The sequence below is a fragment of the Paenibacillus catalpae genome (genome assembly GCF_900112695.1).
GTDB lineage: Bacteria > Bacillota > Bacilli > Paenibacillales > Paenibacillaceae > Pristimantibacillus > Pristimantibacillus catalpae.
In genome coordinates this window covers 363,234-386,480 of the sequence record NZ_FOMT01000004.1, presented here as the reverse complement: position 1 = coordinate 386,480, position 23,247 = coordinate 363,234, and the positions used below count along the sequence as shown (strand labels likewise).

At 50.1% G+C, this 23,247-nt stretch carries 30 protein-coding genes; 17 read left to right on the top strand and 13 right to left on the bottom strand.

Annotated elements, in window-relative coordinates; genetic code table 11:
• Positions 1-12: 12 nt before the first annotated feature.
• A complete protein-coding gene (locus tag BM200_RS19535; protein WP_091188325.1) occupies positions 13-2,097 on the top strand; it encodes a cellulose biosynthesis cyclic di-GMP-binding regulatory protein BcsB in 2,085 nt (694 codons plus the stop codon).
• Positions 2,098-2,099: 2 nt separating this feature from the next.
• On the top strand, positions 2,100-2,954 hold the full coding sequence (locus tag BM200_RS19530; RefSeq protein ID WP_245773096.1) for a diguanylate cyclase domain-containing protein: 855 nt from the start codon (positions 2,100-2,102) through the stop codon (positions 2,952-2,954).
• Positions 2,955-3,030: 76 nt separating this feature from the next.
• Here the strand turns inward: BM200_RS19530 and BM200_RS19525 are convergent, their stop codons facing one another.
• On the bottom strand, positions 3,031-3,618 hold the full coding sequence (locus tag BM200_RS19525; RefSeq protein ID WP_091188324.1) for an NAD(P)H-dependent oxidoreductase: 588 nt from the start codon (positions 3,616-3,618) through the stop codon (positions 3,031-3,033).
• 123 nt (positions 3,619-3,741) lie between these two features.
• Here BM200_RS19525 and BM200_RS19520 point away from each other — a divergent pair, with 123 nt between their 5' ends.
• From BM200_RS19520 to BM200_RS19510, 3 genes are all read left to right on the top strand, one after another.
• Positions 3,742-4,179, top strand: a complete 438-nt coding sequence (locus BM200_RS19520) for a MarR family winged helix-turn-helix transcriptional regulator (RefSeq protein ID WP_091188323.1) — start codon at positions 3,742-3,744, stop codon at positions 4,177-4,179.
• Between the two features lie 217 nt (positions 4,180-4,396).
• Positions 4,397-4,750, top strand: a complete 354-nt coding sequence (locus tag BM200_RS19515; RefSeq protein WP_091188322.1) for a PadR family transcriptional regulator — start codon at positions 4,397-4,399, stop codon at positions 4,748-4,750.
• Positions 4,737-5,738: a hypothetical protein gene (locus BM200_RS19510; protein WP_091188321.1), complete on the top strand. Its 1,002-nt coding sequence runs from the start codon at positions 4,737-4,739 to the stop codon at positions 5,736-5,738. Before BM200_RS19515 ends, BM200_RS19510 begins: the two co-directional genes overlap by 14 nt.
• A 50-nt stretch (positions 5,739-5,788) precedes the next feature.
• Here BM200_RS19510 and BM200_RS19505 read toward each other — a convergent pair whose 3' ends face one another.
• From BM200_RS19505 to BM200_RS19490, 4 genes are all read right to left on the bottom strand, one after another.
• Positions 5,789-7,009: a cation:proton antiporter gene (locus tag BM200_RS19505; RefSeq protein WP_091188320.1), complete on the bottom strand. Its 1,221-nt coding sequence runs from the start codon at positions 7,007-7,009 to the stop codon at positions 5,789-5,791.
• A 5-nt stretch (positions 7,010-7,014) separates the two neighbouring features.
• Entirely contained in the window at positions 7,015-7,509 is a 495-nt protein-coding gene (locus BM200_RS19500) for a cation:proton antiporter regulatory subunit (RefSeq protein WP_091188319.1), read from the bottom strand.
• 108 nt (positions 7,510-7,617) lie between these two features.
• Complete coding sequence (locus BM200_RS19495) at positions 7,618-7,974, bottom strand: hypothetical protein (protein WP_091188318.1); 357 nt, start codon at positions 7,972-7,974, stop codon at positions 7,618-7,620.
• Positions 7,975-8,062: 88 nt separating this feature from the next.
• Positions 8,063-8,560 carry an HPP family protein gene (locus BM200_RS19490; protein ID WP_091188317.1) on the bottom strand — a complete coding sequence of 166 codons (498 nt, stop codon included), beginning with the start codon at positions 8,558-8,560 and terminating at the stop codon, positions 8,063-8,065.
• A gap of 119 nt (positions 8,561-8,679) precedes the next feature.
• On the opposite strand from BM200_RS19490, the gene BM200_RS19485 reads away from it, so the two are divergent.
• From BM200_RS19485 to BM200_RS19475, 3 genes are all read left to right on the top strand, one after another.
• Positions 8,680-9,543, top strand: coding sequence for a LysR family transcriptional regulator (locus BM200_RS19485; RefSeq protein WP_091188316.1), 864 nt, complete (start codon positions 8,680-8,682; stop codon positions 9,541-9,543).
• A gap of 162 nt (positions 9,544-9,705) precedes the next feature.
• Positions 9,706-10,296 (top strand): TetR/AcrR family transcriptional regulator, encoded by a 591-nt coding sequence (locus tag BM200_RS19480; protein ID WP_091188315.1) that lies wholly within the window; start codon positions 9,706-9,708, stop codon positions 10,294-10,296.
• On the top strand, positions 10,283-10,513 hold the full coding sequence (locus tag BM200_RS19475) for a hypothetical protein (RefSeq protein ID WP_091188314.1): 231 nt from the start codon (positions 10,283-10,285) through the stop codon (positions 10,511-10,513). The genes BM200_RS19480 and BM200_RS19475 overlap by 14 nt, the downstream gene beginning before the upstream one ends.
• A 79-nt stretch (positions 10,514-10,592) precedes the next feature.
• Here BM200_RS19475 and BM200_RS19470 read toward each other — a convergent pair whose 3' ends face one another.
• Positions 10,593-11,366, bottom strand: coding sequence for an SDR family NAD(P)-dependent oxidoreductase (locus BM200_RS19470; protein ID WP_091188313.1), 774 nt, complete (start codon positions 11,364-11,366; stop codon positions 10,593-10,595).
• Positions 11,367-11,427: 61 nt separating this feature from the next.
• The gene (locus tag BM200_RS19465; protein ID WP_091188312.1) at positions 11,428-12,003 is read right to left on the bottom strand and encodes a TetR/AcrR family transcriptional regulator; all 576 of its coding nucleotides are present in this window, start codon (positions 12,001-12,003) and stop codon (positions 11,428-11,430) included.
• A gap of 175 nt (positions 12,004-12,178) precedes the next feature.
• On the opposite strand from BM200_RS19465, the gene BM200_RS19460 reads away from it, so the two are divergent.
• From BM200_RS19460 to BM200_RS19445, 4 genes are all read left to right on the top strand, one after another.
• A complete protein-coding gene (locus BM200_RS19460) occupies positions 12,179-12,475 on the top strand; it encodes a hypothetical protein (RefSeq protein ID WP_091188311.1) in 297 nt (98 codons plus the stop codon).
• On the top strand, positions 12,451-12,909 hold the full coding sequence (locus BM200_RS19455; RefSeq protein ID WP_091188310.1) for a hypothetical protein: 459 nt from the start codon (positions 12,451-12,453) through the stop codon (positions 12,907-12,909). Before BM200_RS19460 ends, BM200_RS19455 begins: the two co-directional genes overlap by 25 nt.
• Positions 12,910-13,104: 195 nt before the next feature.
• Positions 13,105-13,476: a MarR family winged helix-turn-helix transcriptional regulator gene (locus BM200_RS19450; RefSeq protein WP_245773095.1), complete on the top strand. Its 372-nt coding sequence runs from the start codon at positions 13,105-13,107 to the stop codon at positions 13,474-13,476.
• 15 nt (positions 13,477-13,491) lie between these two features.
• Positions 13,492-13,863, top strand: a complete 372-nt coding sequence (locus BM200_RS19445; protein ID WP_091188308.1) for a VOC family protein — start codon at positions 13,492-13,494, stop codon at positions 13,861-13,863.
• A 36-nt stretch (positions 13,864-13,899) separates the two neighbouring features.
• On the opposite strand, the gene BM200_RS30460 is transcribed toward BM200_RS19445, so the two are convergent.
• Positions 13,900-14,997, bottom strand: a complete 1,098-nt coding sequence (locus BM200_RS30460) for an S-layer homology domain-containing protein (RefSeq protein WP_245773094.1) — start codon at positions 14,995-14,997, stop codon at positions 13,900-13,902.
• Between the two features lie 136 nt (positions 14,998-15,133).
• On the opposite strand from BM200_RS30460, the gene BM200_RS19430 reads away from it, so the two are divergent.
• Together BM200_RS19430 and BM200_RS19425 are read left to right on the top strand one after the other, a co-directional pair.
• Complete coding sequence (locus BM200_RS19430; protein ID WP_091188664.1) at positions 15,134-16,000, top strand: SMP-30/gluconolactonase/LRE family protein; 867 nt, start codon at positions 15,134-15,136, stop codon at positions 15,998-16,000.
• A 4-nt stretch (positions 16,001-16,004) separates the two neighbouring features.
• The gene (locus BM200_RS19425; protein WP_091188307.1) at positions 16,005-16,481 is read left to right on the top strand and encodes a tetratricopeptide repeat protein; all 477 of its coding nucleotides are present in this window, start codon (positions 16,005-16,007) and stop codon (positions 16,479-16,481) included.
• Between the two features lie 47 nt (positions 16,482-16,528).
• Here the strand turns inward: BM200_RS19425 and BM200_RS19420 are convergent, their stop codons facing one another.
• Together BM200_RS19420 and BM200_RS19415 are read right to left on the bottom strand one after the other, a co-directional pair.
• Positions 16,529-16,762 carry a hypothetical protein gene (locus BM200_RS19420; protein ID WP_091188306.1) on the bottom strand — a complete coding sequence of 78 codons (234 nt, stop codon included), beginning with the start codon at positions 16,760-16,762 and terminating at the stop codon, positions 16,529-16,531.
• Positions 16,763-16,779: 17 nt separating this feature from the next.
• Positions 16,780-17,307: a hypothetical protein gene (locus tag BM200_RS19415; protein ID WP_091188305.1), complete on the bottom strand. Its 528-nt coding sequence runs from the start codon at positions 17,305-17,307 to the stop codon at positions 16,780-16,782.
• 208 nt (positions 17,308-17,515) lie between these two features.
• Between BM200_RS19415 and BM200_RS19410 the strand changes: the two genes are divergently transcribed.
• On the top strand, positions 17,516-18,202 hold the full coding sequence (locus BM200_RS19410; RefSeq protein WP_091188304.1) for a response regulator transcription factor: 687 nt from the start codon (positions 17,516-17,518) through the stop codon (positions 18,200-18,202).
• On the top strand, positions 18,199-19,527 hold the full coding sequence (locus tag BM200_RS19405) for a sensor histidine kinase (protein ID WP_091188303.1): 1,329 nt from the start codon (positions 18,199-18,201) through the stop codon (positions 19,525-19,527). Before BM200_RS19410 ends, BM200_RS19405 begins: the two co-directional genes overlap by 4 nt.
• A gap of 263 nt (positions 19,528-19,790) precedes the next feature.
• Here BM200_RS19405 and BM200_RS19400 read toward each other — a convergent pair whose 3' ends face one another.
• From BM200_RS19400 to BM200_RS19390, 3 genes are read right to left on the bottom strand one after another with little or no spacing between them, the layout of a single operon-like run.
• The gene (locus BM200_RS19400) at positions 19,791-20,105 is read right to left on the bottom strand and encodes a hypothetical protein (RefSeq protein WP_091188302.1); all 315 of its coding nucleotides are present in this window, start codon (positions 20,103-20,105) and stop codon (positions 19,791-19,793) included.
• Positions 20,089-21,531 (bottom strand): radical SAM protein, encoded by a 1,443-nt coding sequence (locus tag BM200_RS19395; RefSeq protein WP_091188301.1) that lies wholly within the window; start codon positions 21,529-21,531, stop codon positions 20,089-20,091. Before BM200_RS19395 ends, BM200_RS19400 begins: the two co-directional genes overlap by 17 nt.
• 2 nt (positions 21,532-21,533) lie before the next feature.
• Positions 21,534-22,295: a prolipoprotein diacylglyceryl transferase gene (locus BM200_RS19390; RefSeq protein ID WP_091188663.1), complete on the bottom strand. Its 762-nt coding sequence runs from the start codon at positions 22,293-22,295 to the stop codon at positions 21,534-21,536.
• Between the two features lie 180 nt (positions 22,296-22,475).
• On the opposite strand from BM200_RS19390, the gene BM200_RS19385 reads away from it, so the two are divergent.
• Positions 22,476-23,240: an SDR family oxidoreductase gene (locus BM200_RS19385; RefSeq protein ID WP_091188300.1), complete on the top strand. Its 765-nt coding sequence runs from the start codon at positions 22,476-22,478 to the stop codon at positions 23,238-23,240.
• The last annotated feature ends 7 nt before the right edge of the window (positions 23,241-23,247 follow it).

Sequence of the window (23,247 nt, the reverse complement as noted above, 5' to 3'; positions counted from 1 at the left end):
GGAAGTGAATGTATGGAGAGAAGAGCTGGATTTGCGGCATGGGTTATCGCCTTGGTTGTCGCGCTGCTTATACCTGGTGCAGGCACGCTGTCTGCAGCGGCTAACCAGGTGCAGAAGATTTATGAAACTCCCATGCCGGAAACATCGCTTATGGGTACCAATGCGTATGCACAGCAGTTTTTTCAGGTGCCGAATTACTGGAACGTCGAAAGCGCCTCGTTCCGGCTGGATTATAAAGTATCGCAGCTTACGGTTAATGATTTATCGGTCGTTACGCTAAAGCTAAACGGCAAGCCGTTCTACACGTTAAGACCGGGGACCGAGACGAACCAGAAGGTGACGCGGACGATCGGGCTCCCGCTTGAGTACCTCAAGAGCGGTGTTAACGAGCTGACGATTGAAGGGGTTATCCAGACCAAAAATAACGCGGACCAGATGTGTGTCCCGACGCAGGATCAAGGAAGCTGGCTGCAAATTTTCGACAGCTCCGGTGTTGACGTAAAGTATGGGGTAAAGCCCGTTGGTGCGAGCATCAGCGATTTCAACCGCCACTTCATAGGCATGGATACGCTCCAGGATGGACATGCCGCGGTATTCGTACCGGAAGCAGGAGATCTGAATGAAACGGAAGCTGCCGTATACGCGTTGTCCGGATTGACCGGAGTAAGCGGGAATACCTCGCGGATCATTCCTCTCTTGCCCTACCGTGCGGATAATGTGAAGAACAAACCGCTTGGCATTCTCGTTGGACTAACGAAAAATCTTCCGTCAGACCTGCGCGCGAAGCTGAATGAAACCTCACTGCAGGATAAGGCTTTGATTCAGCTTATCCAAAGCGGCACTTCCTCTCTGCTGGTGGCAACGTCGGACAATGCGGAATTGCTGAAGAAGGCCGGACGGTTCATTGGCAATTCGGCGTTAATGGAGCAATTGCAAGGATCGTCGAAGCTTGTGAGCGAGACGACAGAGGTCAATACGCCGGCCTTAAACATCAGTCGGTACTTCCCATTGACGGGTTCGGGGGACAAGCTGACCGGTCCATCGCATCGGGAGAAAAACTATTTCATCACGCTGCCAAGCAACCGCTCTATTGCAGAAGCGAGCAAGCTAAGTCTTGATTTCCGATATGCGACGAATTTGGACTTTGACCGTTCGATGATTACGGTGCTTGTGAACAATGTTCCAATCGGCAGCAAGAAGCTGACCGCCGAACGTGCGGGAGGCGATAACCTCGAGCTGACCATTCCGAAGAACCTGGGGATTTCGGGTAACTTCACGATCACGACGGCTTTCGATTTGGAGATCAAGAATGCGGTGTGTACCGGGAATCAGGATCAAATGCCATGGGCATTCGTCTCCAAAGATTCGGTGCTCCAGCTGAACACGAAAGACCGCACGGATATGCTGTTCAACAACTATCCTTATCCGTTCCTGCGGGACGGCAGCTTTAACCGGGTTGCCGTTGTGCTGCCGCAAGCCCGCGACAACTATACGTATGCGGCGATTTCCAATCTGTTTAATCTGATGGGTCAATTCGCAGCCTCCAATACCGGCGAAATCCGCTTCTATACGGATGAGGTAGCGGAAAGCGAGCTGAAGGACCGGCAAATTATCGCGATTGGCTCCTATGCCGATAACCGCTACATCCGGGATAACAACGACAAGCTGTATTTCCGATATGACGGGACGGGCGAAGGCTTCCAGTCTAATGAGAAGATCAGCATTGAAGAAGGTTACGGGAAGAGAGTCGGGACGCTTCAGCTTATCGACTCGCCGTACGGCAAGGGGCATGGGTTCCTGGCAATAACGGGGAGCAGCTCCGAATACGTCTATTTAGCATCGAAGCTGGTCGGCAACTCGGCCAACTTATATAAAATTTTCGGTGACGGGGCAATGGTCGATAAGGATGGACAGGTTAACGCTTTCCGGTTCAAGAAGGAAGCGGAGCCCAAAGAGCCGGCTGTACTCACCCAAGTGCTTGACCGGAGCGACGTTGTCGGCTTTATGATCGCGATAATGCTTGTGCTTGTCCTCGTGCTCGTATCGCTTGTCCTTCTCGTTCGCAAGCATCGGAAGACGAAGCGGAGGAGGGGGTAGGAATGATGAGGCGTAACTCAAGCCTGATTTCGGACGGGGGCTTCCTGCTTCTGTTCATCGCGTGCTTTGTCAGCATCCTGTTTACGGCGCGAGATCCGAATCTTTATTTGTATAACATTATTTTCTTGAATGTGGCCTTCCTTATCGCGATCATCACCTATTTCACAACGATCACGACCGGGCTTATCCTGAACATTTTGTTCGTGTTCGGCTACGGTACGTTCACCATCTATCGGACGGTTGTGCAGGGAGATGTCGTAACGGTTCAAAGCTATTTCTGGCTCTTCATGACTCCGGTGTTCACTGCCGTCACCTGGATGTTCACTCAGGCGAGCAAACAGCTGCAGGAGCAGAACGATATGCTGACGAAGAAGAATGCTTCTCTGGCAACGATGGATGAGAATACGAATTTGAAAAATATGTTGTCCTTCCAAAAGGATACAACGGTATTTATGGCGTTGTCCGATCGGTATAAGATTCCATTGACCTTGCTCGTCCTGAACGTCAAGTACTGGCATGAGCTCAGACGCATGATCGGCGAGGAGCAGCTGAATGCTGCTGTCTACAACATTACAACGATTAGCCAGACCAGCATTCGGGCCAATGATTCGCTCTACATGCTGAGCCAGGATAACCCGACTTGGGGGCTTCTGCTGTTCACGGACCGGGGCGGAGCCGATATTGTGATGAATAGGCTGCGCAGCAGGCTTGTTGAGATAAACGAGTCGGAGAGGTCCAGCCGCAACCGTTTTGAGCTAAACCTTAAGATGGGTGCTTATGAGTACAATCCGGAAGAAACGCCAACCCCTCTGGAGTGGATCGCCAGGGCGCGGAAGGAACTGGAGTACGATGTGTAACGGAGCCTTGGGCTCTGAACCCTTTTAGATTGAAAGGCAGCTGCGATGGGTTTCATCGCATGCTGCCTTTTTTGAATTATTGCGCAACCGCCTTAAAATAACGATAAATCCGTTCCAGCTTCTGCTCCTGCTTGCCTTGCGCTTTCTCCATGCCCCCGAATTCAAAAAACTTCACTTTCTTGATTCCTACATAACGGAAGAGTGCTTTACGCATTAATACTTTATGGGCATTGTTCAGCCAGAACAGCGGATACAGCGACGGGCCTTTCATTGTCGAGACGCAGACGACCGACTTACCCTTCAGGAGGCCTTCCGGCAGGAGGCTTCCATTATCGCGGTAGGCAAAATTCGAAGCGAACATCCGGTCAATATAACCAAGCAGCATAGCCGGCGGCCGTCCCCACCAGATCGGATAGACAAAAACGATCTTCTCCGCCCATAGCAGCTGATTGCGGTGTTTTTCGAGCTCCGGATCTGCATGCATATCGCGTCTTCGCTTCTGTTCGTTGAACACAAGCAGCGGATCAAACGATTCGGCGTACAGGTCCAGCACCTGGATTTCCTCTACCTGAGTGTTTTCTTGCAGGCCTTGAATCGTTTTCTGCAGAAAAGAGTAGCTGAGACTATGATGATTCGGATGCGTGTAGACAATAAGGGTTTTCATAGGACACCTTCTTTGTTATCATTTGATAAGAAGGTATCATGTTCCGTAAATTGTTGTCAATAGACAATTATTATTTGATAATAACTTTGAAGTTTGAGCACGGTTAATAAGGAGATGTCTACTATGGTTTCAAAGGATACGGTGTTCCGGCAAATGATCTCCCACATTGCGGCCTCCCACCAACTGCATTACGATATGACGAAAGATTTGCCGATGGACGATATAACCCCTCTTCAATACGAGATATTGGAGTTTCTATCGGTCAAGCAGCCGATCACTTTAAGCGAGATCAGCGAATGCAAAGGGATCTCGATGCCCAATACCAGCCGCGAGATCCGCAAACTGACGGAAAAAGGCTTATGCGAGAAGACCGGGGACGGGGAGGATCGCAGAAAACAGTACATCCGGCTTTCTTCGCTTGGTGAGGAGAGGATGGGCTTGGCATTCGAGCATATGAGAAAGCTGTTTCTGCAGCAGATTGAGCATGCGTCCGATGAAGAAGTGGCGCGGATATCTGAAGCGCTGGATGTGCTTGGAGCTACCATTTTTCGCAACGAATGAGCGGGGAGACCGGCCGTTTAACTGGCCCACCTGAATAATAGACCGTATTCCCCGTCCTAGGGAATGCGGTCTTATTTGTTATGCGGTTAATTTTTTATAGGCTTAACGGCTTTTTAAATGGATTCAGCTTTAAAAGCAAAATATTATAAACTTTATTTTATTATAATTGTGGCAATATTGTATGTCGTACAGTATAATGAGCTCAAGAGGTGATTAAATGGCTCCCTATGATGAACTACTAGCTGCTCTCGAAGTGGAGTTGAAGCGCGGAACTCTCACACTGGCCGTTCTAAGCCAATTGCAGACACCCAAATACGGCTACTCTCTTCTCCAGGACTTGGTCGATAAGCATGTCGACATCGAAGCGGGCACATTGTATCCGCTGCTGCGGCGTTTGGAGAAGCAAGGCATCTTGACGAGCGATTGGGATACGGCAGAAAGCCGTCCCCGGAAGTACTACACGCTTAGCGCGACCGGCAATGAAATTTTCAAGAAGCTGAGCGACAACTGGCGGAGTATGACCCGCCAAATCGAACAACTCTTAGGAGGGGAAGACAATGGAGATCATTGACCGTTATGTATCCGCTGTGGTCAAGAGGCTGCCGGAGAAATCAAGGGCGGAAGTGGAACGGGAACTGCGTGTGAACATTCAAGACATGCTGCCCGACGAATATGAGGAAGCAGACGTTCATCAGGTGTTGTTATCGCTTGGCAATCCTGCTGACTTGGCGGCACAATATTACGAGCCGAAGCGTTACCTTATCAGCCCCGAACGCTATGCCAATTACATGTACGTTTTGAAGATTGTTTCGATTGTAGCCGCAATCGTCATTCCTTTTGCTGCGATTGTGACCGTTCTTACGGACGCTCAGGGGGATAGCCCAATCGATCTTCTCGTCCGGATGATCGTTCAGACGATTGTGATGGCATTTCAAGCGGTGTTTGTCGTATTTGGTTGCGTTACTCTGATCTTTGCCCTCCTGGAACGCGTGGATACGAAGTATTCGCAATGGCCTTATACGGGAAAGCCTTGGACAATTAAAGACTTGGAAGCGGTCCAGGTCATGAACTCCCGGTCCATTGACAAGACCGAACCGATTTTCTCGATTGTGATCAGTGTCTTCTTCGCTATCGTCATTTGCTTTTATCCGGATTTGCTGGGCTGGTATAGTAAGGCAGATGGTGAATGGGATATTACCCCGCTGTTTAACGCGGAGGTGCTAAGGGCTTACGTACCATTTGTTCTGGCTTTATCCGTGTTTGGCATCGTTATCGCGGTGCTTAAGCTGATTCAACAAAAGTGGTCTATGCGTACAGCCTGGATGAATGTCCTGTTTGATGTGTGCATCATCGTCTTTATCTGTGCTTTTTTTCTTAATGGCGATTTATTTACCGATGCTTTTATTGAGAAATTCGCGCTTGGGGTTAAAGCGGATTCCGATTCACTCGAGAGTATATGGGATAAAAGCAGCTACGGTCTTGCCGCATTCATCACGCTCTCTATGGTATGGGACGGGATCAGCGGCCTGTTTAAGGCCAGAAAATCTTTGGATCGTTAAGGATCAGTCTACGAAAAGGGAGCAGTCCGCATTGGACTGCTCCCTTTCTGTTACTTTGCAGATGATGAAGGGCTCGCCTGTTTGCGTTCCCATCGGAATAGACGGTTCAGCATGTTAAATATCGCTTTGTTCTCCTTCGTGAGGAGCGGTCCCAGAATGGCGAGAATAAGGACATACAAGGCTGCGAAAGGCTGGATCACGGCCATAAGTGCGCCTGCCTTGGCGAGATTAGCCATAATGATGGAAAACTCCCCGCGTGATACGATGGTCAGTCCGATATTGACCGAAGCTTTGGGAGACAGTCCCGCGCTGCGCCCGGCAAGCATCCCGGCCGTCAAATTGCCGATCAGCGTGACGGCAACGGCAGCCAATGACAGCCATACGGCTCCGCCTAAGGCGGTTGGATCAATCGTCAGGCCAAAGCTGAAGAAGAAGACGGCGCCGAAGAAATCCCGGAAGGGGAGAATCAGCTTCTCGATCCGCTTCATATGCTCGGTCTCGGCAAGCACGAGGCCAAACAACAAGGCGCCAATGGCTTCTGCGACATGAATCGTCTCGGAGAGGCCCGCAACCAGGAATAGTCCGGCGAATATCACAAGCGCAAACAGCTCATTGGACCGGATATTGAGCAGCTTGTTCAGCATCGGTGCTGCCTTGCGGCCAAGGGTAAGCAGGGCAAGCATGAAGACAAGGGCGATTACAGTGGATAACACGATGCCGCCTATTGAGGTCGAACCGCTTAGGACGAGGCCGGACAGAACCGAGATATAGACAGCCAGGAATACATCCTCAAACATAATGATCCCAAGGATCATTTCCGTCTCCGGATTGGCTGTGCGTTTCAGATCAACCAACACTTTAGCGACGATTGCACTGGAGGAAATGGTTGTGATTCCGGCAATAACGAGAGTCTCTTGAAAAGGAAAGCCGCTCATCCATCCGAACAGCAGGCCGAGAGTAAAGTTGATGGCGATATAGATCGTTCCGCCGACCGCGATAGAGCGGCCGGACTTGATCAGGCGTCCGACGGAGAATTCCAGTCCAAGATAGAAGAGCAGGAACAGGACGCCAAGTCTGCCCATGAACTCGATGAGAGGAGCGCTTTCGATAAAACGGAAGTCGAAATGCCACAGCTCAACCGAGTGAGGACCAACGGCCATCCCGATCAAAATATAGAACGGAATGACGGAAAACCTGATTTTTGCCGACAGCAAACCAGCCACGGCGATAAGGGCAATAGCGAGGCCAACCTCTAATATGATGTGATCCATGGCGATTAATCACATCCATTCATGAGGATTTTTTTCAGTTCTTTATGCTGCGCCCGTTCTCCGGCAACAACGATGGTATGATCAGCGGCCAGCACAACCTCTGGCCCCGGATTGATCTGTTTGGCATGATTTGGGGCGAGCAGGGCAATAACGGTTGTTCCTGTATTTTTGCGGATATTAAGCTCTCCGATGGTCTTGCCGATGCAGGCATAATGAGCCTCAAGTTTGTACCACTCAATAATGAGCTCGTCGAGTGCGACCTCGATGGTCTCGAGCATCTTGGGTTTATAGGTCATGCCGCCAATCATGGCGGCAGCCATACGGGCTTCGTCGTCATCAAGGGTAATCATGGAGATGCTGGATTCCGGGTTGTCGTGGTGGAAATGATAGCATTCCCGGCGGCCGTCGTTATGAACGATGATCACAAGCTGATCGCCGCTGCGGGTGTTCATTTGAAATTTTTTCCCGATGCCGGGCAAGTCGATTTCACGGATATTCATAGGAAAGTACCTCCTCGAGTATGATCGAAATTCCATTCGTCAGTTTGACGGGCAACACAAACCAGACCTCCGCTTTATGGATCAACGGAAGACATGCGCGAATTGTCCTTAAACGATCGAATAGGATGTCGTCAGCTTGAGGGGCATGAGCAGGCGTTTGAGCCGCTGCAAGAACAAGAAGGGGAGCAGAAAAACACGCTTGACCTGCGGAAACAGGCGAGGGTAACTAATCCAGCTGTAAATCACAGCCAGCAGTGCAGCCATCAGGAGCAGCTTGCTGGCAGGAGACACGGTGACCCGTTTAACTGCTTTCATGCTGTTCGGGAGGCTGTGCTCGATGTGGGCTCTGCTTGATTTCGAGGCATCAAAGTTGCCGAGCATCATGGTTGGCATGCTGAATAGAATAAATGCTCCAAGCAGGAAGAGGAGCAGCGTCAAACGACCTGCAGAATGTGTTGTTCTCATGAATGACGCCTCCCTTCATTATTCGATCTGCTATGCCATGACTGAGCTTATGCGAGAAATGAGCCTTACATGTTCTACGTAAAAAAGGCTATTGAGGTTTCACTCCTTTATTTGGAACAACCCTCGCTTTGGCTTGTTGATCTTGCGATAACCTCTGAAAAAGGCGGTACACAGCGCTTAATCCGACAAGGAGCAGCGATCCGGCCAAGACCGGGGTGACCAGGAAAGACCAGTCTGCCCCGGACAGGATAACGACAAGCGGGTCAGCGCCGGCCGGCGGATGAAGGGTCTTGGTTAACTGCATGAAGACAATCGATAACGATGCCGCTGCGGCCAAGGTCCAAGCATGATGGCCAAACGCGTGCAGGAAAACGAGACCGGTCAATGTGCTGATGAAATGGCCCCCGATTACATTGCGGGGCTTAGCCAGAGGACTATCCGGAAGGGCGAATACAATGACGCAGGAGGCACCGAATGGAGCCATTAACAGCGCAAGTCCAGTCGTGTTTTCAAACAGGAATAAGAGTAAGACGGCAGCAAAAGCACCTATAGCGGGCCATAGGAAGCGGATTATGCGGTCAAACATGAAGCATCAGCTCTCCTTTACGATCGAATGCTTCGATGGTATCATGAGCTTAACTATTTTAAAAATGAATATATATGATTGTTATCATTTTAAAATGAAATACCATAGGAGGCGGTATAGTGCTGGATCAATGGGACGGAAGATCGCTTCGTACGTTTCTCACGGTCATGGAAGAGAAGAATTTCAGCCGGGCAGCCGATAAATTGGGCTATGTACAGTCCACCGTGACCACTCATATTGCTCAGCTGGAGAAAGCAAGCGGCAAGAAGCTGTTTGACCGTCTGCCTCGCGGTGTTGAGCCTACGGAAGCGGGAGCTGCATTGGCCCGGTTTGCGAGGCAATTTGCGGCATTAAGCCTGGCCTTGGAGGAGGATCTTCTTCGTACGGAGCAGCCGCGCGGGGTGCTGAAGGTTCGGGCATTAGAAGCCTATTGCGTGACCAGGCTGCCGGATCTGCTTGCCTCCTATGCAGAGCAATACCCGGATGTTGAGCTGCAGCTCTCGACGGGGTTTATGGAGGATATTTGCAGCCATGTACTTGAGCAGAAGGATGACCTGGGGATTGTTCCCCGCGATCCAGAGCACGAAAGTCTCGTATTTGAGCCGCTTCTCGTTGAAGAATTAGTCTGGGTAGGAGCCCCGGGTGGAAGGGCAGGCGGGAAGCAGGTCTACATCAGCTACGGGAATGCCTGCTTGTATCACGAGCTTGGCGAGTCTTCCCTCCGTGAAGCAGGGTATGCGGTACATGATCGCAGAAGCTTCCCGAGCGTCGAGCTGATTAAACGTATGGTTCAATCGGGGTTTGGCATATCTTTGCTTCCAAAAGTGAATGTGGAGGAGGAGTTAAGGTCAGGGAAGCTGATTGCGATTGATTTCCCTGTGCCACAGCCCGTTCATCAAGGCTTTATTTACCTGAAGGGCAAGCAGCTCCGGCCGGCGGCAGCGGCCTTTATAGAATGGGTGCGCTCCGGGCTGTCATCGTGAACAACCGTGTTCCTCATGGAGGGACACGGTTTTCTTTTTTACTTATTGCATTTCGTTGGAATGAATTCGCTCGATCGTACGAAATTTGGTTGCAAAATTAGCTCGATCGTACTAAAGTAATTAATATCAACTGATCTCAGTGAATCGCGAGGATGAAAGAGCATGAAGGGAACACGGGAAAAGATACTGCAGGCGTCACAAGAGCTTATAGCCAAATTCGGCTACGCCGGCTTTTCGCTTGGTGTGATCGCCGAACATTTGAACATCAGCAAAGGCGTGGTAACGTACCATTTTCCGCAAAAGGATCTTATTTTTAATCAGCTTGTGGAAGGCTACTTTCATGATGCAGCGGAGTATATGGCCAGACATATGGTCATTGATAAAACAGCACCCGAAGCGTTGGAAAGCTATATCGATAGCAATCTGCGCTATGTGGCCGAGAATCGGCTTGGGACTTTGGCCATCATACACATTATCGCTAACCACCGAAATAAGGATGGCGAGCTGACTTTCTCGGACAAGGATAACCAAATTTACCAGCCGCTTATTGAAATTTTTCAATATGGTCAATATGAAGAGAAAAGCTTCAGGATTTTTCGGCCTGAGCTAATGGCGATGCTTGTTAGCAGTGCTATAGATCAGTTAAGTGGGCGTATTGCGATGAATGCAATGGATGATCTTGATGGAACCATCAAGGAAACCATCCGGACGTTTACCATTGCGACAAGGAGTGAGGGACATGAGGAAAATTAAAAACGACGGATTGCAAATTGCTGGGATTGTCCTGAGTATGGTAGGTATTGCTACCCTTGCACAGCCGCTTATTCGAGCGCTCTTTGGCAAGCCGCTGAAGTATCAATTCCTGGGGCTGCTCCCGGAAGGCTGGGCATCTTTTGCGGCATGGGCCGTTATTCTGGTCGCCGGGCTTATCCTAGTGACGATTACGAAGGGACTTATTACGGATAAATAGGAATAGGAACAGTAAATAGAGCAACGGCGTGGGAAGCGCCGTTGCTCTATTTTTTTACTCTTCATCCTCAATGAGATGATTATTGGCGATAGATCGGAGCGCCAAACGGTGCTCCGTCGGCACCGCCGTCGACTTGCAGCTCGGCTGCCTGAACGAAGGAGGATTCATCCGAAGCCAGGAACAATACGGCATTCGCGATTTCCTCGGGTTCCCCGAGACGGCCGAGCGGAATGGATTTGGAGAGACCTGCTTCCAGCTTAGCCATTTGCTCAGCGCCTGAAGCTCCCCAGATCGGGGTTTTTGTTGCCCCTGGCACAACGGTATTTACCCGGATGCCGCGCGGAGACAGCTCGGAGGCGAACACTCTTGCCATGCTGGTCACAGCGCCCTTGCTGGCGGCATAAGCTGCTCGGGTCAATCCGCCGGTTGTGGCAAGGACGGAGCCAACAAGAATAACCGAAGCGCCTGCTTGTAAATAAGGAACAGCGGCCTGCACGGTGAAGAAGACACCGGTCACGTTAACCTTCAAAATGTGTTCAAAGTCTTCCAGCTTCGTATCTCCAAGCGGCGTACCGCCTGCAACACCGGCATTCGCAAAGACGATGTCCAGTCTGCCAAATTGTTCAATGGCTGCTGCAACGGCCTTCTCTGAACCGGCCGGATCTGCTGCCTCCGCCTGAACAGCCCGTGCATGCTCTTTGCCAAGCTCATTTACTGCTGCTGTTAAAGAATCCTGATTCCGGCCTGTAATAACGACTTTTGCGCCTTCTTCGATAAATCTTTTAGCCGTTGCCAGCCCGATTCCGCTGCTGCCGCCTGTAATCAAAGCTACTTTTCCGTTTAATTTACCCATTGTAATCACTGCTCCTTTAATTTTATTATGGGAATGATTGTTCTAGAATATTCAAAAAAAATTAATCTAGAATAGAAATCGTTGTTTCAATAATTTGTTGTAATTTGTCTCTATTGTATGGGGTCTTGACCATTACCCGAAGTCCTGTCAGTGCATTGTTGAAGTAGGAGGCTAAAACATTCGCATCAAGTGCTGCAGACAGCTCTCCAGCCTGCTGGCCTTTTACAATCAGATCGTGTATCAGTTCTTCTGTAACTGCCCAGCTTTGGCTGACATATGCTTCAAGCTCGTTGTCATGCACGGCCAGTTCCACGGCTGTATTGACCATCAAGCAGCCTTGCGGACGCTCCTCATGTTGTGCTATCGCTGCTTCCATCAGAGAACGGATGGCAGCTTTGGCTGTGAAGGAATTGTTCGCCCGTTGTTCAATGGACTTCCAGACCGTATCGCTATAACGTTTCAAAGCCCGTATATATAAAGCATGCTTATCGCCGAAAGTGTCGTAAATGCTCCGTCTGTGAATGCCCATATGATCGACGAGATCCTGCATGGAGGTTTTCTCGTAGCCTTGCGCCCAGAATAGCTTCATTGCCTTCAGCAGGACAGCATCTTCATCAAACTCTTTGTTTCTGGCCAAGTGTTCACGCCTCCTTTCGAAAACAAGAATACCATATTGAGAACGATCGGTAAAGAATTATTTTTTACTGATCATTCTTAGTGGAGAAAAACAAAATAGATTAATAAAGGCACGGGATGTCCAATAATATGGTGTATATCCTTATTAGGTTGAAGGCTGAATGGAGGATTGCTTGATGAATCGATCGATGCGCTGGATAAATGCCATTGGACTAAGCCTTGTACTTATTATGAATTTTCTCTCGGAAAGTATCCCGATTGGAGGTCAAACAACAGGGGAGATTGCAGCCCGGTATCCCGTACTGATTCAACCGGCGGGTTATGCGTTTGGCATATGGTCGGTTATTTACGCGTTGCTGCTTGGCTTTGTTATATACTCGTTCACCGCAAGAGGGAAGGCAAGTCTCAAAGTTGTTTGTTTAATGCAGCTTGGCTTGTGGTGTGGCATTTGGAAAAGCTGGCAAGCAGCGTGACGATTATGCTTGCTCTGCTGGTGTCGCTGATCATCCTATATCTCGGGATTCAGCATGTCTCCAAGAACTCCATATCGCTGGCAGACCGTTTGTGGGTAAGACTGCCGTTCAGCCTTTACTTGGGCTGGATCTGCGTCGCCAGTATCGTGAACATTTCAGTTGCTCTTTACGCCTCAGATTGGAACCGCTTGGGTCTCTCTGAAGAGGCGTGGACATTTATCATGCTGGCGGCGGCAGCCTTGCTTGCCTTTCGTGTTGGCATCCGTTATCGGGACTGGGCCTATACGGCGGTGTTCGTTTGGGCGTTTATTGCGATCGGGATCAATAATGGAGATCATCCTGTTATCGCCCGGTCAGCTTATGTACTTGCTGCTGTGCTTCTGGTGTTTGCGCTGTACGTGTTGATTCGTTCAGGACGCAGAGGGAAGATGTAACGGCCTCTTTTTAGAATGTGGAAAATGTTGCATAAAATTAGTTGCAATAACATTCTATTTGGCATATGATGAGATTAAATTAGTTGCAATAACATTCTATTTTCGAGGAGGGATCCTCTGAGCGGGCATTGGAATAAAGGGCATGAGCATGCATCGGAATCGCACGGACAATACATCTCGGCAATCTACCGACATATGCAGGTACTCATTTCAGCCGAGCTGGCGCCATATCGGATCGGAAGCGGCCAGTATATTTTTCTGATGGCGATTGCCTCTCGGCAGCCGGTTACGCAGAAGGCATTAAGCGAGAAGCTGCTTATTGACAAGACGACAACGGCCAAGGCTGTCGCCAAGCTGGAAGCGGAAGGGTATGTGCGCAGGGAGCCGGATCCGGCGGATAACCGTTACCATCTGCTTTATTTGACAGAAGCGGGCCATGAAGTGGTACCGAAGGTGCAGGAAGCGCTGAACCGGATCAAGAGCAAGACCCGGAGAGGGATTAGCGACGAAGAGTATAGCTTATTGTTAACGCTGTTAAAGAATGTCCTTCATAATTTGACGGACTAAGGGAGGATGGTTAGCATGATTGCACAGCCGTTTATCGCAGTGGACAATTGCAAAGAGGAAATAAAGTATTATCAAAGTGTCTTTGGCGGTGAAATCGTAATTCTGCGCCAGCAGGGGGACGTGGTTCTTAATGCGGATCTTCATGTAGAGGGAACATCTCTTAAGTTTGCGGATACCCAAGCAGCGAAGCCTGCCTTGAAGGGCGATTACGTTAGAGTATTTTTGAAGATCGACACGGAAGAAACATTCAGAAGGATATATGATGAGTTTGCGGGGAGCGGAACGATTCAGGCCGAGATGTATGAAGCACCGTTTAATGGTTATTTGGCAATCGTGACAGACCGGAACGGTGTGTGCTGGGTACTGTCGTACTATCGGGAGGGCTAAAGCAAAAACAACGGTGCGATTAGCACCGTTGTTTTTTTAACCACCCCAACCAGGAGGGATAATAACCTCACAACCAATTGCCTGACAACCTCCGGTAGGATCGGTTATCGGCAAATCGTCGCCATTGCCGCTGCCAGGGATTTCGCCGGAGCCGTCGCCCGGCTGCTCGCCGGAGCCGTCGCACGGTTGCTCGCCGGAGCCGTCGCCCGGCTGCTCGCCGGAGCCGTCGCCCGGTTGCTCGCCGGAGCCGTCGCCTGGCTGCTCGCCGGAGCCGTCGCCTGGCTGCTCGCCGGAGCCGTCGCCCGGCTGCTCGCCGGAGCCGTCGCCCGGTTGCTCGCCGGAGCCATCGCCTGGCTGCTCGCCACCGTTATCACCGCCGTTTTCGCTACCATTTTCACCACTAGTGTCGTCACTTGGAGATACGCTCGGCTGCTCAGTATTCACCGGCGGCGATGTATATACCGGTGTTGGTGTAGGAGTTGGGCTTGGTGTTGGCGGTACATATTGCTGCTTCGTTTCGTACGAACCTGTTAGCAGCAAGTCACGTGTTGCATTGGTTTTTCCGCCAAATTTTCCGTCATCGCCATTATTCAGCAGCTTTAACTCAAGGGCCAGCGCGACATAACCCTGCGCCCAATCCGATACGGTTGTATCCGTGCCGTCCTTGGCTTTTGCATCAGCATCCTTGCCTAGAACTCTGACCAGGAACGTGGCAAGCTGTTCCTTCGTTACTTTGCCTGCCGGATCGTAAACGCCTGCTCCGTAGCCCTCCGTAACTCCTGCGGCTTTAAGCGCTTCAATGTACGGAAGGGCGTAGCCGTTAGCCGCATCATCAGCTTTCACATCCTTGAAGCTGGATGTCTTCAATGAATCGTCCGTCTTGAGGGCCATGACGAGTGAAGCGACCTTCGCGAACTGGGCGCGGTTCATTTCCTCCTTCAGACCAAAGCTGGTGTCCGAGACGCCGTCGAAGATTCCCGCGCTGATCATGGCATCGAACTTGGCTTTAGTTGCCGCATCCAAATCCTTAAGATCAGTAAAATCCGCGGATGTCTTTGTGCTGGCAAAGCTAAGTGATGCGTAAGAGCAAAGAAGTATAGCTAACGCAATGCCTGCGATTTTCTTTTTCATCATCTTTATTCCTTTCTCTTTAGAATGCAAGGGATGTCATGACGACAACGCATTGCAAAACCCAGTATTTTGGGCTCATACTGAGTATATCGGAAATTTCTTGTGTTTCTGAGATATGGGAGGAGGGTTAATTTTGAAGATGTTTAGGCCGGAATGCCTATTGGAGGAACGGAATGAACTGGGAGAAGGTCCGGTATGGGATGATCGGCTGCAGGAGCTTTTGTGGGTGGATGTGGAAGGCCGCCGATTACAACGTTATCGTCCAAGTGACGGCAGAAAAATGCAGTATCAGATGGAGCAGAAGATTAGCGCGGTTGTTCCGTCGGAGGATGGGACTTGGTTAATGGCTCTTGCAGACGGGTTTTATCGATTCGACCTCGAGACAGGAAGCACAACCTTAATCGCGCATACCGAAGAAGAGACGGCAACCAACCGTTTGAATGACGGGAAATGTGATCCTGCAGGACGGTTCTGGGCAGGAACGATGAGCTCCTGGGAGAATCGCAACGGTCATCTGTATGTTCTGGAGGACGGCAAGCTGACGAAGCGGCTGTCTGAGATCGGCTGCTCCAACGGGCTGGCTTGGACTGCTGAAGGTACCGTGATGTACTATATCGATACCTTCGAGAATTTCGTCTATGCTTTCGATTACGATTCCGCAACCGGTCAGATCGCGAACAAGCGCATCGTCATCACGTTCCCTGAAGGGGAAGGAAGTCCTGACGGCATGAGCATCGACTCGGAAGGGATGCTGTGGATCGGACATTGGGGCGGCTGGCAGATTGGACGGTGGAATCCTCTAACCGGCGATAAGCTGGCGACAATTCCGATCCCCGTTCGAAATGTTACCTCATGTGCGTTTGGCGGTGAGAATCTGGACGAGCTGTACATTACGACAGCCAGAATAGGCAATGACGAGCAGCAGTTAAGCCAGCAGCCGCTTGCCGGCGCTTTGTTCCGCGTTAAGCTGGACGTTGCAGGTTTGCCTGTACGAAGGGCGGAATGATTACGTGCTTGATAAAGCCATCCAATTAAGGGAATCGGGACAATACGAAGAAGCCAAAGCTTTATTACTTCAGCTAGTTAAGCTGGATCCGAATCATTCATCGGTATGGTATCAGTGCGCTTGGGTTCATGATGCTATGGGATTGGAAAGGGAAGCGGTACCTTATTATAAGAAAGCTCTGGAGTTAGGCTTACCAGGGGAGGAACGGCAAGGGGCCTTACTTGGTTTAGGCAGCACCTATCGGACTCTAGGCATGTATGAGGAGGCACAATCGATCTTCATAGAAGCCATTAGAGAATTTCCCGAACGAAGGGAATTCCAAGTGTTCTATGCGATGGTCCGATTTAATCAGCAAGCCTATTGCGATGCGATGGAAATCTTACTGAAGCAGCTAGCGGAGACAAGCAGCGACAATGGTATTCAGATGTACAAAAAGGCCATTTTATTTTACTCGGATAAGCTGGAACAGACTTGGGACTAAGCGCGGCAAAGAAACGGCCACTCTCTAGAAGTGGTCGTTTCTTTGTGCTAACTGCTGCGGCTAAGCGCTTTAGCTATTGCTCCAACAAGGAGACCCCATATTGCATTTGTTGCAAAGACGCTGACAACCGCCAGCGGATTCGTCTGAGGGCCGCGTAATTCGCCGTCAAGAATAGGGTACAGGATACCGCTTAGCACAATAGCGAACAAGGCATAACTTAAGCCCGCAAAGACAAGAATCGTAACAGGGCTCGGGACTTTTTTGATCAGGACGATCATCATCCATGCAGCACGAGTAATCAGTTCCTCTCCGGTTTGATTTGTCTCCGCTTGATCTTCCCGAATGGTTTGAAATAAGTAATGAAAACCATGAGGAGAAGACATAATAAATTAAAACTAGCCGTGATAATGATGGACAGCCAGGTCGTCTGGAAGGTTTCGTTCTGCAAGGTTGCAAAGCCCATCTCCGAGATCATGTCCGCCAAAGACGCGGTCCAATTGTCCAGAAACAAGATGCCAATCATAATGGTGACGATAGTGAGGCCCAGCTTGATTGTCACCCAGTAATGCTTCACGAGACCCCACTGCGTCCATACCGATAACAGGATGCCGGTCAGCAGAGTCAACAATGCCGGATATTTCAGCAGGTTCTCGTCGATCACCTCCATACTGCTTAAGGTATAAGCAAGCTGCTCTCCGTTTACGGCGCTTTTCAAATAAAGGCCTAGCAGCAGCATCCCCAGCGTTCCGCCAATCCACGACGCAACCGCAATCACATGTATAGCGACTAATAATTGTTTCTTCTTTTGACTAAGTCTATATGCCATTAAATATCTGCCCTCCGCCTTGAAAATTCCGCCTAGTCCGCAGCTTTGAATCTGCAATACGAACCGGCAAGCTCTACATTAGCAAAGAAATGTTGTGATCTTGTGACGATGCTTTGCGATTACGGTACGATTGCAATTCGGATGAGATTTTCCGGATATAATGTCGTTATGATGGTTGGTGAAAAGGAGAAGAGGAGGCAGCAAAGCAGTGGCTGAAACCCTATTATTAGTGGATGATGAAGAAAAGGTTCTTGAATTTATGAGTTCGTTTCTAATTCATGAAGGCTTTCAGGTGTTTACGGCAAGGAACGGGCAGGAGGCATTATCGAAAGCGGTTGCTGTAAAACCGGCATTAGTGGTGCTGGACTGGATGATGCCAGAGATGAACGGACTGGATGTATGCCGAGAATTACGGAAAAGAAGCCAGGTGGGCATTATTATGGTTACCGCGAAAACAGACGAGATGGACAAGATTATCGGGCTTGAAGTAGGTGCGGATGATTACATGACCAAGCCATTCTCGTTAAGGGAATTGCTTGCCCGGATTCGCTCTGTTTTACGAAGATTGCAGGGGAGTCCTGCAGCGGATGAGCAGTTGGTGAGGGATGATCTGGTGATCTCCAGCTCACAATGCCGGGTCTGGAAGCAAGGGGCAGAGATCAGTATGACGCCTACCGAATTCAAGCTTTTACTGACGCTCGCGGTGAAGCCGGGCATCGTCTACAGCCGTCTTCAGCTGTTGAAGGCTGCGCTCGATGATGACTTTCTGAATGTGGAGAGAACGGTAGATGCCCATATCAGCCGGCTCCGGAAAAAGATAGAGGACGATATATCGAATCCGAAATATATTCAGACGGTTTACGGGTTTGGATACCGGTTCGGGGGGCAGTCATGAGGTTCCACCGAAAAATTTTCCTCACGATGGCTTTAGCTATAACGGGGATTAGCCTTATATTTATCTCGATGACTCATTTTGTGGTGACAAAAGCCATCGATGCCGGGATTCATGAAGCGCGGCAGAAGGAGGTTGCTTCTCTCATGAGCCAATTAACGAACTATTATTTGGACCATGAACAATCCTGGGATGGCCTCGCTCAAACCGATCTTTTGAAGGATATTGACCGGGAAAGCCCGGGGATCCTCATCAGGAGTAAAGATAAGCAGGTTGTCTTGAAGCAAGGGGATATGCAAGAAAGGCTGATCACCCGTCTGGGTGTGAAAAGATCTATTGCGATAGACGGCAACACCGTAGGGCAATTGTATTATTACGACCCGGATGTGGCGAATTTTAATAAAATTATGATTGGCATTCCGATCTCCGTCATCTTTGTCTTAATCGGAAGCGGAACGCTGCTTATTCTTATTTCTCTTGTTATTGCCTATCAATTATCCAGGTGGCTCTCTTCTCCTTTAAGAGTACTGCTTCCGGCGATAGAACAGTTAGGGAAAGGTGAGCTTGGCGTACAGGCTCATGTGAAGGCACAGGATGAATACGGGGAAATAGCGGATGCCTTCAATGAGATGTCGGTGAAGCTGGAGAAGGCAGAGGAGGTGCGTCGGAATCTTACGGCGGATATTGCCCATGAGCTAAGAACTCCTCTTACGATCGTTAGCGGGAAGCTGGATCATTTGCAGCAGCAGGGTCAGCCGGTTCCCCCGGAGACGTTCCTGCCGATTCAAGATGAACTTATCCGATTGAATCAATTAGTCGAAGATTTAAGAACCTTATCCTTAGCGGAAGCAGGCAAATTGCAATTAAATCAAACAGAAGTGGATCTGGCCGAGCTTTCGAAGCGGATTTGTCAGGCAATAGAACCGTTAGCCGAGGATAAAGAAATTTCACTCCAATTGGAGGTCAACGCGGATCAGACGACCTTGCAGGTTGATCCTGACCGCATCAAGCAGGTTCTTATGAATTTGCTTACGAATGCTATCCGGCATACGCCAAGTCATGGAACGATAAGCGTCCGTATGCAAAATGACAGCCGCCAATATCTATCTATGATTGTGCAGGATTCAGGTACAGGTATTTCTCCCGAGCATCTGCCGCATTTATTCGACCGGTTCTACCGCACCGATGAAGCCCGGACAAGAGACGGCGGAGGAACGGGCCTGGGACTCGCCATTGCGAAGCAGTTCGTACTGTCTCACGGGGGTACGATTGAGGTGGAAAGTCAGCTTCATCAGGGAACGACATTTATTATAAAGCTGCCATATTGACGGCGAGATTGATGAACGCATTAGCACCCTTGCAGCAAGGTCTTAAGGATAAGCGTTTGTTATCAACAAAGGCCGGGAATCTCCTATGCGGAGGTTCCCGGCCTTTCTTTTAATGTAATAAATTCGCATGATTATAAGCTATTCCGCAGGAGCAGCGGTGGCTGCCGAACATGGCGTCTTAGGAAGCTGGTGCCTTGTCACATTCTCCTCGTCATGAATAATGCCTCTTACGTTAAGCTATTCGGCATATAGGTAAATGTCACTTACAACGACAAATTGCCGCTGACGAGGAGACCAAAGCACGCTGCGTTAACGAGAAAGGTAATGCCCGCCCCGATCAGGAGGCCTTGCACGATGCCGGTTTTTTTATTGAAAATCAGGATGGCCGGAAGCAGATAGACAATCTGCGCGATGCCAATCAAGAAGAAGCCGATTGGAAAAAGAAACAGCAGGCAATGCAGCACGGCCAATAACCCGATTCCGAGAAAGACCTGCCTTACATGATGCGGCGATTTTTCGTATGGCGACTTGTTCCGGCTGCTTGGCTGGTTGTTATCCCCGTTATTGACTCCAGTCATAAACCTTCCCTCCCGGATGTTTATCGAATTCTTCTCTCAGCTCGGCCAGCTTCTTCTCCTGCTCTGCTGTCCGGTAGAACATATTGTATGTATCGAATGGAATAATTCTTCCGTCCGGATGCGCAATGTGCACGCAGGATTTCTTGACGGAGCGTACATCGAAGTTGTACGGGTCAAGGAACTGCATGATGATGACCCGGAAGACATTATCGTAGCTGATATGCTCCGGCACGGAAACGAGCGGCAGGCAGCACAGCAGGCTCTTCAGTGAAAGGGCCGAGGAGGCTGGAGAATGCGCTGTCGAGAACAGCTCGAAGATACGCGACTTCAGCGTCTCATCCTGCTCGAACACGATCGTATTGCGGCCGCCGTCGAGCAGAATCTGAGGATCAATTAACCCGGTTAACGGGATGGCCTGTCCGCCAAGCTTCAGCGCGTAGCCCATCGCAAGGCAATCCGGATGGCAAGGTACCGGTATCATATCTTCCGGACGGAAAATACCCGACTGATCAATGATGCTCTGGCGTACCTCGCTAAGAGTCAGACGATCTTTGGCGGGGTCGAAATCCTCCAGTCTTCCCGCTGCCTGGATCGGCTGGAACGTTACGCCTCGCACCGCACGCTGCTTCAGACCGAACTGAATAATGTCGCCAATCTCATGATCGTTGAGGCCTTTCTTGAGGGTAACGACCAGTGTGGTCGATATATTGAACTCGTTCAAATGCTCCAGCGCCCGGCGGCGCACGTCACGCAGATCAACTCCCCGAAGCTCCTTAAGCGTCTCTTCCTCGAAGCTGTCGAACTGCAGATAGATTTCAAATCCCGGCATATAGGAGGCCAGCCGCTCGGCAAATTTTCGGTCCTGGGCTATACGCAGGCCATTCGTGTTGACCATGACATGCTTGATCGGCTTGCTTTTGACAAGATCCAGAATTTCAAAGAACTGCGGGTGGATTGTTGGCTCGCCGCCGCTGATCTGGACGATGTCCGGCTCGCCTTCGTTGCGGACGATGGCATCCAGCATGAACTCGATCTGCTCAAGGGACCGGTAGGAGCCTGCATGAGGGGAGGACTCCGCGTAGCAGATCGGGCATTGCAGGTTGCAGCGTTCCGTAATCTCCAGCAGCGTCAGGCAGCTGTGCTGCTCATGGTCGGGGCATAGTCCGCAATCGTAGGGACAGCCGTATCGGATCGGGGTGTTCCAAACCTCCGGCATTTCGGCAGGCTTTAGAAACTCCCGGCATTTTTTGTAATAGTCCGCATCGCTTGCGATCAATACTTTTTCCCGTCCGTGCTGTCCGCAATATTTCAAAAGGAATACCTGATTATCTTCAATGATGACCTTCGCTTCAACCTTGCGCAAACATTTGGAGCATACACTGTTCGTCAGCTCGTAGAAAATATAGGGTCTGTTTTTGGTTGTCATCGTTATCGTTCCTTTCTATGTGAGCGTTGCGGCAACACCAGCCACTTGGATATAAGAACAAAGTAATAGATCAGGCCGGCGATACAGGCGAGCTGAATATTGTTCAGCCCGAGATAGAAGTGCGGTGTTGGCTTGATGAAATCAATGGCGAAACGGAACAACAGATAACCAGTCATAAACATCTGGAATATCGCCCCGTCAGGCAAGCTGCCCGTTGACTTCCAACGGTAGAGGAGGCCCCCAAGCAGAAGCAGGAACGCAATCTCATACAGCTGTGTCGGATGGCGCAGGACGCCGTCGCCGAAATCAATCCCCGTCATCCAGGTTGTCGCCACGCCGTAGGTATGATCGTCAAGGCCGGTCAGGAAGCAGCCGATCCGTCCGATCACCATGCCGACGATAAGGGGCAATGCCATATCATCACCCGTGGAGCGGGAATAGCCGATCCGTTTCTTCGTCCATTCAACGCCAATTAGTCCGCCCAGCAGTCCGCCGACGATTGTTTTGCCCTCCATGAGATAGGTGTAGCTGTTCCAGTTCTCAAGTGTCAGCCGAGGATCCTCGAACCAGTACAGCAGCTTGGACCCGACAGCAGCACCCAGTATGGCGCCAACGATTACCCACATGCCCTGCACGATCGGAATTTTATCCTTGCTCCTTGTGTAGAGGTACACCCGGAAGCCGATAAAATAAGCGAGTGTTTCAAATACCGCATGCGGATGCAGCTTAACAAAACCAAGATTAATCCAGACGGGAAATGACATGATGGGCTCCAATCTATAGTTTTGGTTGATTTTGTATAGATTCGCTGGCCGAGACAGAAACTCCTGTCTATTTCCATAATCAGGCGTTATTCCGAGCGTATAAAAATGAGACAGCAACATTACAAAACTGCTCCTATGATACAACTAAAAGTGTAAAAAACAGGAGGAGTTGAACAGAGCATGAGTAGATTAAATGGGAAAATTGCGTTGGTTACGGGTGCAAGCAGGGGGATTGGCCGTGCTATTGCGCTGAGACTTGCCACGGAGGGAGCTTTGGTAGCGGTTCACTATGGTGCTAATCCGGATGCGGCGGCTGATGTTGTACGGCAAATCGAGCAGCACGGAGGGAAAGCTTTTTCAATTTGGCAGGAGCTTGGAACGGCTGCCAGCGCCGCTAAGCTGTATGAGGAATTGGATCTGGCCTTGGAGCAGCGCACGGGCGAGAGGCAATTTGATATTCTCGTTAATAATGCAGGCGTGGGGCTTGTTGCTGCTATCGAGGAGACAACAGAGGATGCCTTCGACCATGTGATGAATACCAACGTAAAGGCTCCTTTCTTCCTCATTCAGCAAGCGTTGCCCCGCCTAAGAGACAACGGCAGGATTATAAACTTGTCCTCTGCTACAACGAGGATTTCCCTGCCCGGGGTTGCGGCTTACAGTATGACCAAAGGGGCCATCAATACGCTTACGTTATCTTTATCTACGCAGCTTGCTCCACGCGGGATTACCGTTAATGCTCTCCAGCCCGGTTTTATCGCCACAGATATGAATAAGGCGTTGCTGCAGGATGAGTCAGGGTATAAATTTGGCGCTGAATATTCAAGCTTCGGCAGATGGGGAGATCCTACGGATATCGCGGATGTCGCGGCATTTCTTGCTTCCTCAGACAGCCGCTGGATTACGGGGCAATGCATGGATGTAAGCGGCGGGTCGCATCTATAAGACTCAT

Bases quoted from the DNA above. Each gene is read 5' to 3' on its own strand.
- BM200_RS19515 (WP_091188322.1), top strand. From the start codon at position 4,397: ATGGCTCCCTATGATGAACTACTAGCTGCTCTCGAAGTGGAGTTGAAG.
- BM200_RS19405 (WP_091188303.1), top strand. From the start codon at position 18,199: ATGAGGTTCCACCGAAAAATTTTCCTCACGATGGCTTTAGCTATAACG.
- BM200_RS19495 (WP_091188318.1), bottom strand. From the start codon at position 7,974: ATGAGAACAACACATTCTGCAGGTCGTTTGACGCTGCTCCTCTTCCTG.
- BM200_RS19480 (WP_091188315.1), top strand. From the start codon at position 9,706: ATGAAGGGAACACGGGAAAAGATACTGCAGGCGTCACAAGAGCTTATA.
- BM200_RS19420 (WP_091188306.1), bottom strand. From the start codon at position 16,762: ATGATGATCGTCCTGATCAAAAAAGTCCCGAGCCCTGTTACGATTCTT.
- BM200_RS19525 (WP_091188324.1), bottom strand. From the start codon at position 3,618: ATGAAAACCCTTATTGTCTACACGCATCCGAATCATCATAGTCTCAGC.
- BM200_RS19535 (WP_091188325.1), top strand. From the start codon at position 13: ATGGAGAGAAGAGCTGGATTTGCGGCATGGGTTATCGCCTTGGTTGTC.
- BM200_RS19445 (WP_091188308.1), top strand. From the start codon at position 13,492: ATGATTGCACAGCCGTTTATCGCAGTGGACAATTGCAAAGAGGAAATA.
- BM200_RS30460 (WP_245773094.1), bottom strand. From the start codon at position 14,997: ATGATGAAAAAGAAAATCGCAGGCATTGCGTTAGCTATACTTCTTTGC.
- BM200_RS19470 (WP_091188313.1), bottom strand. From the start codon at position 11,366: ATGGGTAAATTAAACGGAAAAGTAGCTTTGATTACAGGCGGCAGCAGC.
- BM200_RS19475 (WP_091188314.1), top strand. From the start codon at position 10,283: ATGAGGAAAATTAAAAACGACGGATTGCAAATTGCTGGGATTGTCCTG.
- BM200_RS19510 (WP_091188321.1), top strand. From the start codon at position 4,737: ATGGAGATCATTGACCGTTATGTATCCGCTGTGGTCAAGAGGCTGCCG.
- BM200_RS19530 (WP_245773096.1), top strand. From the start codon at position 2,100: ATGATGAGGCGTAACTCAAGCCTGATTTCGGACGGGGGCTTCCTGCTT.
- BM200_RS19415 (WP_091188305.1), bottom strand. From the start codon at position 17,307: ATGGCATATAGACTTAGTCAAAAGAAGAAACAATTATTAGTCGCTATA.
- BM200_RS19500 (WP_091188319.1), bottom strand. From the start codon at position 7,509: ATGAATATCCGTGAAATCGACTTGCCCGGCATCGGGAAAAAATTTCAA.
- BM200_RS19390 (WP_091188663.1), bottom strand. From the start codon at position 22,295: ATGTCATTTCCCGTCTGGATTAATCTTGGTTTTGTTAAGCTGCATCCG.
- BM200_RS19400 (WP_091188302.1), bottom strand. From the start codon at position 20,105: ATGACTGGAGTCAATAACGGGGATAACAACCAGCCAAGCAGCCGGAAC.
- BM200_RS19520 (WP_091188323.1), top strand. From the start codon at position 3,742: ATGGTTTCAAAGGATACGGTGTTCCGGCAAATGATCTCCCACATTGCG.
- BM200_RS19395 (WP_091188301.1), bottom strand. From the start codon at position 21,531: ATGACAACCAAAAACAGACCCTATATTTTCTACGAGCTGACGAACAGT.
- BM200_RS19460 (WP_091188311.1), top strand. From the start codon at position 12,179: ATGAATCGATCGATGCGCTGGATAAATGCCATTGGACTAAGCCTTGTA.
- BM200_RS19450 (WP_245773095.1), top strand. From the start codon at position 13,105: ATGCAGGTACTCATTTCAGCCGAGCTGGCGCCATATCGGATCGGAAGC.
- BM200_RS19385 (WP_091188300.1), top strand. From the start codon at position 22,476: ATGAGTAGATTAAATGGGAAAATTGCGTTGGTTACGGGTGCAAGCAGG.
- BM200_RS19490 (WP_091188317.1), bottom strand. From the start codon at position 8,560: ATGTTTGACCGCATAATCCGCTTCCTATGGCCCGCTATAGGTGCTTTT.
- BM200_RS19505 (WP_091188320.1), bottom strand. From the start codon at position 7,009: ATGGATCACATCATATTAGAGGTTGGCCTCGCTATTGCCCTTATCGCC.
- BM200_RS19430 (WP_091188664.1), top strand. From the start codon at position 15,134: ATGTTTAGGCCGGAATGCCTATTGGAGGAACGGAATGAACTGGGAGAA.